The sequence below is a fragment of the Pseudoalteromonas sp. TAB23 genome, assembly GCF_000498075.1.
In the GTDB taxonomy this organism is placed as follows: domain Bacteria; phylum Pseudomonadota; class Gammaproteobacteria; order Enterobacterales; family Alteromonadaceae; genus Pseudoalteromonas; species Pseudoalteromonas arctica.
The window spans coordinates 1-15010 of record NZ_AUTP01000294.1 but is presented as its reverse complement, the minus strand read 5'-3'; the positions used below and the strand labels follow the sequence as shown (position 1 = coordinate 15010).

At 41.0% G+C, this 15010-nt stretch carries 9 protein-coding genes and 1 pseudogene; 5 read left to right on the top strand and 5 right to left on the bottom strand.

The annotated features are described in order from the left end of the window. Nucleotides 1-70 precede the first annotated feature (70 nt). The 5 genes from tilS to lpxB form a co-directional block, all read right to left on the bottom strand. On the bottom strand, nt 71-1375 hold the full coding sequence (tilS, locus tag L654_RS0118345; RefSeq protein ID WP_024608699.1) for a tRNA lysidine(34) synthetase TilS: 1305 nt from the start codon (nt 1373-1375) through the stop codon (nt 71-73). A gap of 83 nt (nt 1376-1458) precedes the next feature. Continuing rightward, entirely contained in the window at nt 1459-2415 is a 957-nt protein-coding gene (accA, locus tag L654_RS0118335) for an acetyl-CoA carboxylase carboxyl transferase subunit alpha (RefSeq protein WP_007581016.1), read from the bottom strand. A 16-nt stretch (nt 2416-2431) separates the two neighbouring features. Beyond that, entirely contained in the window at nt 2432-5923 is a 3492-nt protein-coding gene (gene dnaE / locus L654_RS0118330) for a DNA polymerase III subunit alpha (protein ID WP_024608698.1), read from the bottom strand. Nucleotides 5924-5925: 2 nt separating this feature from the next. Then, the gene (gene rnhB, locus L654_RS0118325; protein ID WP_024608697.1) at nt 5926-6531 is read right to left on the bottom strand and encodes a ribonuclease HII; all 606 of its coding nucleotides are present in this window, start codon (nt 6529-6531) and stop codon (nt 5926-5928) included. Next, the gene (gene lpxB, locus L654_RS0118320) at nt 6521-7678 is read right to left on the bottom strand and encodes a lipid-A-disaccharide synthase (RefSeq protein ID WP_024608696.1); all 1158 of its coding nucleotides are present in this window, start codon (nt 7676-7678) and stop codon (nt 6521-6523) included. Before lpxB ends, rnhB begins: the two co-directional genes overlap by 11 nt. A 301-nt stretch (nt 7679-7979) precedes the next feature. Between lpxB and L654_RS0118310 the strand changes: the two genes are divergently transcribed. From L654_RS0118310 to cydC, 5 genes and pseudogenes are all read left to right on the top strand, one after another. After that, nucleotides 7980-9563, top strand: coding sequence for a cytochrome ubiquinol oxidase subunit I (locus tag L654_RS0118310; RefSeq protein WP_024608695.1), 1584 nt, complete (start codon nt 7980-7982; stop codon nt 9561-9563). Beyond that, nucleotides 9560-10699 (top strand): cytochrome d ubiquinol oxidase subunit II, encoded by a 1140-nt coding sequence (gene cydB / locus L654_RS0118305; protein WP_024608694.1) that lies wholly within the window; start codon nt 9560-9562, stop codon nt 10697-10699. Before L654_RS0118310 ends, cydB begins: the two co-directional genes overlap by 4 nt. 12 nt (nt 10700-10711) lie before the next feature. Beyond that, nucleotides 10712-10876, top strand: a complete 165-nt coding sequence (gene cydX / locus L654_RS0118300) for a cytochrome bd-I oxidase subunit CydX (protein ID WP_024608693.1) — start codon at nt 10712-10714, stop codon at nt 10874-10876. Then, nucleotides 10866-12627 (top strand): annotated as a pseudogene (gene cydD / locus L654_RS01000000126395) (thiol reductant ABC exporter subunit CydD). Before cydX ends, cydD begins: the two are co-directional and overlap by 11 nt. Further along, the gene (gene cydC, locus L654_RS0118290) at nt 12620-14374 is read left to right on the top strand and encodes a thiol reductant ABC exporter subunit CydC (RefSeq protein ID WP_024608692.1); all 1755 of its coding nucleotides are present in this window, start codon (nt 12620-12622) and stop codon (nt 14372-14374) included. Before cydD ends, cydC begins: the two are co-directional and overlap by 8 nt. The last annotated feature ends 636 nt before the right edge of the window (nt 14375-15010 follow it).

Here is a 15010-nt window from a genome sequence, read left to right as displayed (position 1 = left end):
CGGCCGTTATTAGCATACCCACTGGCGCTTTAGTAACTAACGACAAACCAACATGCGGCTGTTTACTCATTTATTTACACTCCCAAAAAATACCATTTTCATCAATATGCTTAGCACTTATAAAATAACCAACCACTTGAACTAACTCATCATTATAAAAAATAAGCGGCACACTGGCGCGAAGCCAAGGCGCTATTTTTGCATCTTTAAACCAATGCTTAACTGTATTACTACCAGGCTTTTTAAGTGGTTTAATACGTGCGCTATTGCAATCAAAGCGCACTATTACTTGCTCATTAGCGTGTGGAGGTCTTACTCCGCAACCGGTGCTTTTAATTAATAAGCGCCCGTCTGCCAGTTTTAGCTGTGAATGATTCAGCTCAATATCTGTTAATACTTCACTTGGTGTTACAAAATACAAATAACCTTGATGACGACGTATTTGCCCATCGAGCAAATCAATACGCATTTGTGCATCGTTTTTTGCGCGCATTGCTTGATTAATAATTTGCTCGAGCTGCTTTTGCGATGGCATCACTTGTGTAAATAGTGCAAGCCACGCACGTACTATATTTGCAATGCGCGCTGCGCTGTATTCGCTTATCTGGCCAATGCAAAGTGCTTGATGCTCGTTAATACACTTATTTAAATCAAGCTGAGTATATTCATCAAGTAATGTTTGTTGCTGCTGTAGTAGCTCAATACTTCGTGCAGTGCATTGTTCAAACCCATTAAAGCGCTCAGCTAACACAGGTACTATTTTTGAGCGTAAAAAGTTACGATCAAAACTTTCATCTGTATTAGAGTCATCGGTTATGTGGCTAACACTAAACTGCGTTGCAAACGCTTCTATATCGCTGCGAGCTACATTTAACAATGGTCTAAAACATATACGCCCACTTTGCAGCAAGCGCTCTTTATACATAGAACCTAGCCCTTTTAAACCTGAGCCACGCTTTAAGCGCAATAAAAACGTTTCTACTTGGTCGTTTAAGTGTTGGCCCAGTAAAATAATGCTGCCTTGTGGGCTTAGTTCATCAAGTGCTTTATAACGGACGTCGCGTGCTTGGGCTTCAAGACTTGTGCGCGACTGCTGCTCAATTACAACTTTCGCAGCTTCAAAAGGCACATTAAGCTCAATGCATACGTTTTTGCAAAAGTGTTGCCAGTCATCAGCATACTGGCTCAAACCATGGTGAACATAAATAGCCGATACATTAATTGCAGGGTTATCTACTTTTAAAGTGCGCATTAAATGCAACAACACCACAGAATCAACGCCACCAGAAAGCGCCACTGTAAAAGCGGTGTTACCTTGCTCAATATAGCTATTTAATGATTTTTTTAATTGCTGATAAATTGCTGATGTATGCATATGGGCGCACTTTTATATAAAAACTCTGAACATTTTAAAGCAAAAAAGCCGCATAAGCGGCTTTTTTTTAACATTTAATGTGTTTAGCAATAACCAAACGACATTAAACGTTTATAACGTTGATCAAGCATTTCTTCAAGCGTTAGCGCTTGTAGGTCTGCTAAGTCACGTTTAAGGCGAACTTTTAAGTTACGTGCCATAGCATCGTAATTGCGGTGCGCGCCACCTAGAGGTTCATCAATTAAGTTACTGATTAAATCTAGTTCTTTAACTCGCTCTGCGGTTACACCCATTGCTTCTGCTGCAAGTGGTGCTTTGTCGGCGCTTTTCCAAAGAATAGACGCACAACCTTCAGGCGAAATTACAGAGTAAGTGCTGTATTGCAACATGTTAACTCTGTCGCCAACACCAATCGCTAATGCACCACCTGAACCGCCTTCACCAATAACCGTACATATTGTCGGCACTTTAAGTGTCGCCATTACTTTTAAGTTACGCGCGATTGCTTCAGATTGACCACGTTCTTCAGCGCCAACACCTGGGTATGCACCCGGCGTGTCGATAAAGGTCATGATTGGCATTTTAAAACGCTCAGCCATTTCCATTAAGCGTAATGCTTTACGGTAACCTTCTGGCTTTGGCATACCAAAGTTGCGTTTAATTTTTTCAGCAGTGTCACGGCCTTTTTGTTGGCCAATAACCATTACTGGTTCGCCATCTAAACGCGCAACGCCTCCTAAAATAGCCGGATCGTTAGCAAAAGTACGATCGCCAGCAAACTCGTCAAATTCCGTGAAAATGCGCTCGATATAATCTCGAGTGTAAGGACGCAACGGATGACGTGCTAACTGTGATACTTGCCAAGCGCCTAAATTAGAAAAAATCTCCTGTTTTTGTTTGGCACTTTTTTCTTTTAATTTGCTGACTTCCTCTTCTAACTCAAGGTCTAATTCGCCAGCGCGGCTTATATTTTGTAATTCTTCAATTTTTGCTTCTAATTCTGCAATTGGAAGCTCAAAATCAAGATAATTGAGGCTCATGCTCTAAACTACCTAATCAGTTAAATTCTAGTTCTACATCTTGCGCAGCCATTAGTGATAACTTATGAATTAAGTCGTCACTTGGCGTAACACACCATTCGATCCCAAGAGTTAATTGCGCCAACGCATCTGGACGTTGGTAATAAACCTTGATCGGACACGTTCCCATTTTATAGGGTTCGAGTACTTTTTGTAATTTATCGAAGAAACCTGCCTCGACTTGCACCATGTTCAGCGTCATTTTAATCGCTTTAATACGCTTTTCACGCGCTTGAGCAATGGTGTTTATTTCTCTGGCGGTCATTGTAATACCACCGGAGAAGTTATCAAAGCTGACCTGTCCAGATATTACCAAGATATTGTTAACTTGGAGCATATCTTGGTACTTTTCAAACTCGTCTGAATACAAGCGTACATCAATCCGTGCACTCTTGTCATCTAAAGTTACTAAGGCCCAACGATTTCCTTTTTTGTTAATTAATACCCTAGAAGCAATCACCAAACCTGCGGCTGTTGCAAATACATCACGGTTCGTTGGCTGTAAATCAACTATTTTCCCGCTGGTATAATGCCTAAGCTCACGGCGGTACTGATTTATCGGATGCCCAGTTAAATAAAGGCCTAGGGTTTCTTTTTCACCATCTAACCATTCGTTATCAGTTAGGCCTGTGGCTTTAATAAAGGCTTGTTCAACCTCATCAGGCTCAGTGGCTAATAAACCAAACAAATCACTTTGCCCTAATAGCTCAGCTTTGTTGTGTTGGTCGGCTGCCCGCATTGCACTTTTTAAACTCGCTAGTAATGTAGCACGGCCAGCTTGGGTTTTTTCTGGCCCTAAATTATCGAGTGCACCTGAATAAATTAATTTTTCGGTCACGCGTTTATTTAAGCGTTTTAAATCAACTCGGGCACAAAAATCAAATAAATCTTTAAATGGGCCCCCTTTTGCACGCGCTTCTAATATTGCATCAACCGGTGCTTCACCTACGCCTTTTATCGCGCCAATGCCGTAAACAATCTCGCCTTGCAAGTTTACTGTAAACTTAAACTCACCTGCATTCACATCTGGCGGCAATAAGGTGAGCTTCATGTTTTCACATTCATCCACCAAAATAACGATTTTGTCGGTGTTATCCATATCAGCCGACATTACCGCAGCCATAAACTCTGCAGGATGATGCGTTTTCATCCACAGCGTTTGATACGAAACAAGTGCATACGCCGCCGAGTGAGATTTATTAAAACCGTAACCTGCGAACTTTTCTACCAAGTCGAAGATTTTTATTGCGAGTTCGCCGTCAATGCCGTTATTTCTTGCGCCGTCTTCAAACGTTGAACGCTGCTTTGCCATTTCTTCGGGTTTTTTCTTACCCATTGCACGACGCAGCATGTCGGCGCCACCTAGCGTGTAACCTGCTAGTACTTGCGCAATTTGCATTACTTGTTCTTGATACAAGATAATGCCGTACGTTGGATCAAGTATTGGTTTTAAGCTTTCATGCTGATACTGCGCATCTGGGTATGAGATTTCTTCGCGGCCCAGTTTTCGGTCGATAAAGTTATCTACCATGCCTGATTGCAGCGGACCTGGTCGAAACAAGGCCACGAGTGCAATCATATCTTCAAAGCAGTCGGGCTTAAGTCGGCGTACTAAGTCTTTCATACCGCGCGACTCTAGCTGGAATACAGCAGTCGTTTCAGCGCGAAGTAATAATTCAATACTTTTTTTATCATCCAGTGGGATGGTATTTATATCAACGAGATCTTTACCTTGGCGCTCCATGCGCACATTGGTCATATCGACCGCCCACTGCAATATAGTCAGTGTACGTAAACCCAAGAAATCGAACTTAACTAAGCCTGCAGTTTCTACGTCGTTTTTATCAAATTGCGTGACCGGAAACTTACCTTCGTCATCGCAATAAAGCGCGGCAAAGTCGGTAATAGTGGTTGGTGATATTACTACGCCACCCGCATGTTTACCGGCGTTACGTGTACACCCTTCTAGGATGCGACACATGTCGATTAAGTCTTTTACTTCGTTATCGCCATCGTAGGCTTCTTGCAAGCGCGGCTCTATATCAAACGCTTTAGCAAGTGTCATCCCAGGATCGCCGGGGATCATTTTAGAAATACGATCAACAAACCCGTAAGGGTGCCCAAGCACTCGCCCTACATCGCGTATTACCGCTTTTGCAGCCATGGTGCCAAAGGTAATAATTTGCGATACCGCATTACGCCCATACAAAGCCGACACGTGATCAATTACTTCGTCTCGTCTATCCATACAAAAATCGACGTCGAAATCGGGCATTGATACACGTTCTGGATTCAAAAACCGCTCAAAAAGCAAGTCGAATTCAAGTGGGTCCAAATCGGTAATTTTAAGTGCGTACGCAACTAACGAACCCGCACCTGAACCACGACCAGGTCCAACAGGAATATTGTTATCTTTACTCCACTGAATAAACTCCATTACGATTAAGAAGTAACCTGGGAATCCCATTTGGTTAATTACGCCAAGCTCTATATCAAGTCGCTCATCGTATTCAACACGTTTTACTTTTCGCTCTTCTTCGTCGGGGAATAAAAACTGCAGTCGCTCTTCAAGACCATCTTCTGACACTTTAACTAAAAACTCATCAATCTTGAGTGAGCCAGTTGGGTAATCAGGTAAAAAGTAAGTCCCTAGCTGAACCGTTACATTACAACGTTTAGCTATTTCTACTGTGTTTTGTAGGGCTTCTGGAATGTCGCTAAACAGCTCAGCCATTTGCTCTGATGTTTTTAGGTATTGTTCTTCAGAGAATCGCTTAGGCCTGCGTTTATCGTCAAGCGTGTAGCCGTCAAAAATAGCAACGCGAATTTCGTGCGCTTCAAAGTTTTCAGGCTTTAAAAACACTACTTCGTTGGTCGCTACAACAGGTAACTGCTCTTTGGTAGCAAGCTCTACCGCCATGTGTAAGTAGTCTTCTTCAAGCGGTCGGTTAGTGCGCACAAGCTCAAGGTAGTAGTTATCGCTGAAATGCTGCTTATAAAAGCTAACTACCGATTCAATAACACTTGGATTATTTTTTAGTAACGCTTTACCTAAGTCACCATCTTTAGCGCCCGAGAGAATAATTAAGCCCGTTTTATGCTCCACCAGCCACTCTCGGTCAATCACTGGGCGATGAAACACATGCCCACGTTGATACGCTTTAGATATTAATAAGGTAATATTTTTATAGCCGTCGTTGTCTTTGGCTAATATGGTTAAGCGGCTTGGCTCGTCAGGAAATTCTGGGCTACGAACCCAAAAGTCAGCACCCACAATAGGCTTAATACCGGCGTTATGTGTTGCGCCGTAAAAACGCACTAAGCCACAAAGGTTCATTTGATCGGTAATCGCAATAGCGGGCATTTGCAGCTCTTGCGCTTTAGCAACTATTGGCTTTGTTTTAGCAAGGCCGTCAACCATCGAAAAGTCAGAGTGAACTCTTAAATGAACAAAATCAGGAGCAGCCATGCTTAACCCTCACCATTGGCNGCTTGCGCCAATACACGCTGCACAGGTTTAAAGCTTTTACGATGCTCATCAATCGCGCCGTACTGCTCAAGCGCTGCAAAATGTGCTTTTGTTGGATACCCTTTGTGCCCTGCAAAGCCATATTCAGGGTGGCGTTTATCAAGCTCAATCATTTCGTCATCGCGTGCTACTTTAGCTAAAATAGACGCCGCTGAAATTTCGGCCACTAAGCTATCGCCTTTAACAATAGCTTGCGCTGGCATAGTGAGTTTTGGCAAACGATTACCATCTATAAATACAAATTCAGGTTGCGTACTTAATGCCTCTACTGCACGGGTCATGGCAAGCATAGTCGCGTGCAGAATATTTAACTCATCAATTTCTGTTGGATTGCAGCGCCCATAGGCATAACACAATGCTTTTTCTTTTATTTCAATCGCAAGCGCTTGGCGTTTTTTATCTGTTAATTTTTTAGAATCCGCTAAGCCAGCAATTGGTTTAGTGGGATCTAAAATGACGGCGGCAGTAACTACATCACCAACAAGCGGGCCGCGCCCTACTTCATCTACACCGGCAATTAAGGATACATTAGGTCTATCAATTTGCATTTATTAACTCCGCCACAGCATTCGCTGCTTGTTCGCTGGCATTTAATCTAATTTTTTCGTGAATAGCTAAAAAGCGTGCTTTTAGCTCTTTGTTATCAGTGTTGAGCATAGGAGTAAGCGCATTTGTTAAATTAGCCACATTACACTCACTTTGTAAAAACTCAGGCACTAGCTCTTCGTCTGCTAATAAGTTAGGCAACGAAAAATACTTAATATTAAACGTAAATAAAGTTTTAAATATCCAATAGCTCAAAGGCTTTATTTTATAGCCCACTACCATTGGCTTTTTATAAAGCATACCTTCAAGTGTTGCAGTGCCCGACGCTAATAAAATAGCATCAGCAGCTTGCATCGCTAATTTTGATTGTCCATCAAGCAGGTTAACATTAAGGTTTGGCGCGGTAGCGTTTAATATATCAGTAAACTGCGCTTTGCGTTTTTCGTTAACCAATGGCACCACAACTTTAAGATTAGGGTTTTTAGCTTGCAGCTCTGCGGCTGTTTTAATGTAAGTTTCGCTTAGTAAACCAACTTCTGAGCCTCGGCTACCAGGAAGTAACGCCAGTACTTTGTCATCAAGGCTTAAGCCGAGTTCTGCACGTGCTTTAGTATCGTCGTGCTCAAGTGCTATATCGTCTGCCAAGGTATGACCTACAAATGTACATGGCACTTGGTGTTTATCGTAAAATTCTTTTTCAAATGGCAGTAACGCAAGCACTAAATTAGTCGCTGCACTTATTGTATGAATTCGCTTTTCGCGCCACGCCCAAACAGATGGACTTACATACTGTACTGTTTTAATGCCCGCATCTTTAAGTGGCTTTTCAACGCGTAAGTTAAAATCGGGTGCATCTATACCAATAAATACATCAGGTGGGTTATCTACAAAATGCTGCACGAGTTGTTTACGTATTTTAAGCAAACGCGGCAAACGCCCTAGCACCTCAACAAGCCCCATTACCGAAAGCTCATCCATGTCGTAAAGTGTTTTACAGCCCTGCGCTTGCATTTTAGGTCCTGCTATTCCTTCAAAAATAGCGTCCGGAAAATGTTTTTTAAGAGCTTTAATTAAACCTTCACCTAAAATATCGCCCGACAGTTCACCTGCCACAATACCAATTCGTAGTTGTTTTTTATCTTTATTCATTTGATTTTATTTCACAAGTAAACCAGGCGTTCATGCTTGTTAGTTTACCGTGTTTTACTGTTTGGTTAAACGCTTTAAATAACTGGTTTTTTATCACGTAAGCTAAGGCTTTATGTTGTTTGTTTTTAATACTGATGTAGCATAGGAAATATATATTAAGTTTTACTAATATGTATGTTGACAAAAATTGCACAAAAGTAAATACTATTACAAACTTTCAGTAATTACTGAAAGTTCATTAAACCTTAACTTTGCCAATTAAATGTTGCCCTGTTAATCCGTCACTCTCAAGGAGCCAATAATGATAGATGAAACCTTTGTGGATCTATCGCGATTACAGTTTGCTGTTACCGCTCTCTTTCATTTCTTATTCGTACCGTTAACGATAGGTATGACCTGGATTTTAGTTATTATGGAATCGGTTTATGTTATGACCGGTCGCGAAATTTATCGTGATATGACTAAGTTTTGGGGAAAATTGTTTGGTATTAACTTTGCAATTGGTGTGGCGACAGGCCTTACCATGGAATTTGAGTTTGGTACTAACTGGTCTTATTATTCCCATTACGTAGGTGATGTTTTTGGGGCTCCCCTGGCAATTGAAGGTTTAATGGCATTCTTTTTAGAATCGACCTTTGTAGGTATGTTCTTTTTAGGTTGGGACAGACTCTCTAAACGCCAACATTTAGGTGCAACCTTTTTAATGGCCATTGGTACTAACATGTCGGCGCTGTGGATTTTGATTGCCAACGGTTGGATGCAAAACCCAGTAGGTGCTGAATTTAACTATCAAACCATGCGCATGGAAATGACCAGCTTTGCAGAGCTTGTGTTTAACCCTGTAGCACAAGTTAAGTTTATTCATACCGTATCGGCAGGTTATGTAGCTGCATCTATGTTTGTACTGGGCATAAGCAGTTGGTACATATTAAAAGGCCGTGATTTAGCGTTTGCTAAACGTTCTTTTTCGGTCGCATCGGGCTTTGGTTTAGCATCAATCCTATGTGTAATTTTACTCGGTGACGAATCAGGTTACGAAGTAGGCGAAGTTCAAAAAGTAAAACTTGCCACGATTGAAGCTGAATGGCACACAGAAGAGGCTCCAGCTGCGTTTACCGCATTTGGTTTTCCTGATTCGGAAGAGCAAGTAACACATGCTGCGGTTAAAATACCTTACGCACTTGGGTTAATTGCTACGCGTTCACTTGATGAGCAAGTAACGGGTATTAACGACCTAGAAAAACAACACGAAGTACGTATTCGCAACGGTATGATTGCTTATGAATACCTTACAAAACTCAGAAACGGTGAAGATACGCCAGAAAATATTGCTAAGTTTAATACCCTAAAAGATGATTTAGGTTATGGCTTGCTACTTAAGCGCTACACACCTGATGTTGTAGATGCTACCGAAGAGCACATTCAAAAAGCCGTTAAAGACTCTTTCCCTAAAGTAGGCCCTATGTTTTGGTCATTTAGGATTATGGTTGCCTGTGGTGTAGCCATGTTGGGTGTATTTATATTGGCATTTTACTACAACGCACATCGCGTTATTGAGCAAAAACGCTGGTTGTTATGGGCTGCCGTATTGAGCATTCCACTACCTTGGATAGCTATTGAATTTGGCTGGATAGTTGCTGAGTATGGCCGTCAACCTTGGGCTATATCTGAAATACTGCCGACCTTTTTAGCCACGTCGTCACTAACAGTAAACGATATTTTAATTAGCTTAACTGGATTTATTGTTTTCTATACTGGTTTAGCCATTGTTGAAGGTTGGTTGATGATCCGTTTTGTTAAGCAAGGGCCAAGCTCGCTGCATACTGGTAAATATCATTTTGAATTGCCAAATAAAACTGATCAAACTGAAGGAGAGCAATCATGATTTTTGATTATGAAACATTAAAAATGCTTTGGTGGTTGATCATTGGTGTGCTGCTTATTGGCTTTGCTATTACCGATGGCATGGATATGGGCGTTGCTATGTTGCTTCGCCTAGTTGGTAAAACAGATTCAGAGCGCCGTACGGTAATTAATACCATTGGTCCACACTGGGATGGTAACCAAGTATGGTTTATTACCGCAGGTGGCGCGTTATTTGCAGCGTGGCCTATGGTTTATGCAGCTGCATTTTCGGGCTTTTACTTTGCCATGATGCTAGTACTATTTGCTCTATTTTTTAGACCACTAGGGTTTGATTACCGCAGTAAAGTAGACTCAAAACGCTGGCGTAATAACTGGGATTGGGGTCTGCTTGCAGGCAGCGCAATTCCAGCATTAGTTTTTGGTGTTGCTTTTGGTAACTTATTTTTAGGCGTACCGTTTAATATTGATAATCTAATGCGTGTTAGCTACCAAGGTTCATTTTTTGGTTTACTTAACACGTTTGGGTTACTTGCTGGTTTAGTCAGTATTACTATGTTAGTTGCTCATGCGGGGATGTGGTTACAGCTTCGTACAGCTGATGCAGTAGCAGAACGCTCAGGGCAATATGGTCGTTATTCACTGATTGTGTTTATTATACTGTTTGCAGGCGCTGGTTTTTGGGTTGCTAATTTAACGGGTTACCAAATTGTATCTATGCCTGATACACAAAGCCATGCAGATCCATTAGCTAAAGTAGTAACAACAGCCCAAGGCGCGTGGCTTAGCAATTACAGTGAACGCCCATGGACTATGACCTTTCCTATTTTAGCGTTTGTAATGGCACTAAGTGCGCTATTGTTTTCTAAATTGAATAAACCAGCACTTGGACTTATTTCAACAAGCTTAATGTTAATTGGCGTGATTATGACGGCCGGTGTTTCACTGTTCCCATTTATTATGCCATCAAGCAACAATCCAAATATTAGCTTAACAATTTGGGATGCGGTATCGAGCCATAAAACGCTCAATGTAATGTTTGTTGCAGTGTGTATTTTTGTCCCACTTATTTTAACTTACACCACCTGGTGTTATGTAAAAATGTGGCGCAGAGTAACGGTTGAAGAAATTGAAAACAACACTCACGGTAGCTATTAAGGAGACTAAACTATGTGGTATTTCGCTTGGATTTTAGGTGTACTTTTGGCCTGTACCTTAGGTGTAATAAATGTAATGTGGTACGAATTTCATCAAAATAAAAACAGCATTGCTAATGATGAACAAGCCATGCACGATTTATTAAACGATGCTAACAACACAAAAGATGACGACTAACCCCCGACCAGATCGCGCGCAGCAGCAATCACTGCGCGCTTTTTTAAAGCGTCAAAGTAAACCCGCTGCAGTGTGGTTAAAGTTAAGCATTGCACTGGGTACTTTTAACGCATTACTGATGATTGCAGGTGCTTATTTACTTGCGCAAACTATTCACAACGTTATGTTTGAAGGTAATAATTTAGCCCAAGTTACTCATTTATTATGGCCCTTAGCAGGCATTATTTTATTGCGCGCGGTGTTTTTAGCATTAAGCGAACGCTTGAGTGCATATGCTGCACTTAAAATAAAATCGGCTATGCGCCAAACACTTCTAAATAAGCTCAGCTTACTTGGCCCAAGCTATATAGAACAACACGGCCAAGGCGCTACATTAAATACCCTACATAATGGCGTAGAAGCACTCCACGACTATTATGCTAAATACCTACCTGGTGCTGCTTACAGCGCGCTTATTCCGCTGGCAATATTGGTTGTTATTTTTCCGACAGATTATAAAGCTGGGCTGATATTTTTATTAACCGCCCCGCTCATTCCTTTTTTCATGATTTTAGTAGGCTCAAAAGCCGAAGCTTTAAACCAAAAACGCTGGAAGCAACTTGCTGTACTGGGCAATTACTTTTTTGACCGCGTACAAGGTTTAACTCAACTCAAGCTATTTAATGCAACACGTACCGAGCTTAAACAAATAGCTAAAATTTCAGATGATTTTAGACACGCTACACTCGATGTTTTAAAAATCGCTTTTTTATCATCATTTGCACTTGAGTTTTTAGCCACCATTAGCGTGGCATTAGTCGCAGTAATTATTGGTTTTAGACTGTTTTTTGGCACTCTTGATTTTGCTACTGGCTTTGTGGTGCTACTTTTAGCGCCTGAATTTTATTTACCACTGCGCCAGCTAGGTAGCCNCTGCCGATATGGTTGCGATTTTAAATGCACCACTGCCAAGTGACGAAAATGCGTCAGTGACTACAAGCACGCCTGAAAACAATTTAACTTTAAATACAATTAACTCCATAAGTATTACCGACCTTAATTTTATATACCCAGATAGTAACGAAGGGATTAAAAATATAAATTTAACACTGCCAAATAAAGGCTTAATTGCCGTTGTGGGCAGTAGTGGCTCAGGTAAAAGTACGTTGTTTGATTGCTTATTAGGGTTTCACCCTGAGGTGATAAACCACCTATCTATTAATGGGCAGAGTTTAAGTACAACCGATATTACTTACCTGCAAAATAACATTGCATGGATACCACAAAAAGCGACGCTGTTTTACGACACTATTGCTGCCAACATTAAATTGGCCAAACCAACTGCCACACAGCAAGAGCTTGAACATGCAGCAAAGCAAGCTGGTGTGCTTGAATTTATAAATACCCTACCCGATGGTTTTAACACACTGATAGGTGAGCAAGGGGAAGGACTTTCTGGCGGGCAAAAGCAACGCATCGCACTCGCACGTGCATTCATAAAACAAGCACCAGTTTTAGTGCTTGATGAGCCTACAGCGCACCTTGATAGCCAAACAGAGCTGCTTATTCAAGATGCTATTAATGAATATGCTAAAAATAACTTAGTGTTAGTCATTGCTCATCGATTAAATACCGTTAAACATGCCAGCAATATCATTGTTATGCACGATGGAAAAATAGCTGAGCAAGGTCACTTTGAAACACTTGCAGCGCAAAATGGTGCATTTGCTGATTTATTAAAAACGGCTAAACAAGGGGTGGCGCATGCATAATTTTATTCGCTTATTAAAGCTTTGTGCTCCTCATTATAAAGCGATGCTATTGGGTACATTTTTAGCAACGATTACGGTATTAGCTAATGTGGGCTTGTTGGCTATTTCTGGCTGGTTTTTAGCGTCAATGGCGGCTGCAGGTCTTGCGGGCGTGCAAATGAACTACTTTACTCCAGCAGGAACGATTCGGTTTTTAGCAATTGTACGAACTGCATCGCGCTATGGCGAACGCCTAGTTACTCATAACGCCACGTTTTTATTACTAAGTGAAATACGTACCAATGTATTTGCAACGTTAAGTAAGCTTAACAATGTTGATTTAGCAATGAGCCGCAGCGCTGATCTAGTTAACCGATTACAAAACGATGTAGACGCACTCGACAAGTTTTATTTAAACGTTTTACTTCCTATGCTGGTCGCTCTTTTAAGTGTGCCAATCATCATGCTGTTTATGTCGGCCTATAATGGCAACGTCGCCCTTATTTGCTTTACTGGCATTATACTTATTGGTGTGGTTATACCTGCCCTACTCAGCGCAAAGCTCACTAAAAACAGCCATAAAGAAACACAACTTAGTGCACAACTTCGCTCTGAGCTTTCAGATACACTCACAGGACTTAGAGAGCTTAGTATTTATCAAGCCCGTTCGCAGCAACTTAATAAGTGCGACGAATTAAGCGAGCAGTACAATCAGCAATTATTTATTCGCCACAAAGCACTGGCAAACTCAGATGGGTTAAGCTTGTTGGTTGTTCAATTAGCGATGCTTGCTAGCATAGTAACCATAGTAACCATAGTTCCACTGGTTTACGCAAGCAGTATGGTAAATGTAGAACTTGCTATGTTAAGTTTATTTGTACTGGCAAGCTTTGAAAGTGTATTGCTACTACCCAATGCGTTTATAGAGCTTCCTAGTGTATTAAAAGCAGCAGAGCGGTTGTTTACACTTGAAGATAAAGCAGCTAGCTCACAAGCTAAAGATACACATGTAGACGTTGATGAAAACTTTAGCGCGCAAAACCACACGTTAGCACTTAACAATATTAGCTACCAATATGGTGAGCAAACAGCACTAACTGATATCAGTTTTGAGCTAATGCCCCAGCAAAAAGTAGCGATTGTAGGTAGAAGCGGCAGCGGTAAAACAACGCTTGTAAATTTACTTACTGGTTTATGGCCTTTACAACAAGGCAGCATAACGCTAAGTAATCAAAATAGCGTTGTTGACTTACATTCATTAAATAATGATATACGCGCAAGTGTGATAAATATATTAGCCCAGCAACACCATATTTTTGATGGCACACTGAGTGAAAATTTACGTTATGCCGCGCCAAATGCAACTAAAGAGCAAATGATTGAAGCGCTCTCATTAGCGCAATTAAGCCCGTGGTTTAATGAGCTAAAAGAAGGTTTAAAAACACGATTAGGCACTGGCGGGCGTAATGTGTCGCAAGGTCAGTCTAGACGTATAGCTATTGCACAAGCATTACTTAAAAGTCCGGCTATTTTGGTTCTTGATGAACCAACAGAAGGTCTTGATAATCAGTCTAAGCAAGGGGTAATGCAAGCAATAATGCATGTTATGAATAACGCGAGCGTGCTCACAATTACGCACGATCCCGCTCTACTTGCTCAAATGGATAATGTTGTATGGTTGGAAGGCGGTAAAGTAGTCGCACAAGGCTCTCATAAAGAGCTCAGTGGGGCTTATCCCAACTATGTGGCGCTCACTACTCGGTTTTAGTTAAAGTCACCTGAACTTTGGATAATAAATCCTTTAACCAGGGTTCAGGTTAAGTAACAATTCCATTTTTAGTTTTTCAGTTGAACAGTACCGCTTAAACCAACCTGCATAAATTTTTGAGCAATTTAACAAATTAAATTGTCCCTGAGCAAAACCGTACGGGCAGCGCATGTTTGGCATTTATTCTACGTTATCGCCTATTTATGGAGAATAACCACACTACATAGGCCCTGCCTTGTCTAAACACCAAGCTTACTGCTGCAAGTTCAGCCTCGAAAGATAAACAGGCCCAAAATGAAGTATTTCTTAGTCGATTACAAAAAAAAGGCTGTGATTACAAATATACACACTTTTTTAAATGCATGATATTTATATGTTATTTTATTGTAAATTAATTATTACAAAAAAGATCGCTCCATCTAATCCTTTTTACTTATTGTTATTGTTATTATTTAAAGTGAATATGCCACCGGTGGCATTTGTAGTTCAAGAATAAAACTTGTTAATGATCACTGCAGTCTTAAATACAAAAGTTTTTACACTGAAAACCATTTTAATTGGAGTTAAAATGAAAAAAACTAATATTTTAAAATACTCTTTACACACAACTGCAATATTAGCCGCGATTTATGGCGG

Excerpts from the sequence above, each read along its gene's own strand:
- tilS (WP_024608699.1), bottom strand. The coding sequence starts at position 1,375 with ATGCATACATCAGCAATTTATCAGCAATTAAAAAAATCATTAAATAGC.
- accA (WP_007581016.1), bottom strand. The coding sequence starts at position 2,415 with ATGAGCCTCAATTATCTTGATTTTGAGCTTCCAATTGCAGAATTAGAA.
- dnaE (WP_024608698.1), bottom strand. The coding sequence starts at position 5,923 with ATGGCTGCTCCTGATTTTGTTCATTTAAGAGTTCACTCTGACTTTTCG.
- lpxB (WP_024608696.1), bottom strand. The coding sequence starts at position 7,678 with ATGAATAAAGATAAAAAACAACTACGAATTGGTATTGTGGCAGGTGAA.
- L654_RS0118310 (WP_024608695.1), top strand. The coding sequence starts at position 7,980 with ATGATAGATGAAACCTTTGTGGATCTATCGCGATTACAGTTTGCTGTT.
- cydB (WP_024608694.1), top strand. The coding sequence starts at position 9,560 with ATGATTTTTGATTATGAAACATTAAAAATGCTTTGGTGGTTGATCATT.
- cydX (WP_024608693.1), top strand. The coding sequence starts at position 10,712 with ATGTGGTATTTCGCTTGGATTTTAGGTGTACTTTTGGCCTGTACCTTA.
- cydC (WP_024608692.1), top strand. The coding sequence starts at position 12,620 with ATGCATAATTTTATTCGCTTATTAAAGCTTTGTGCTCCTCATTATAAA.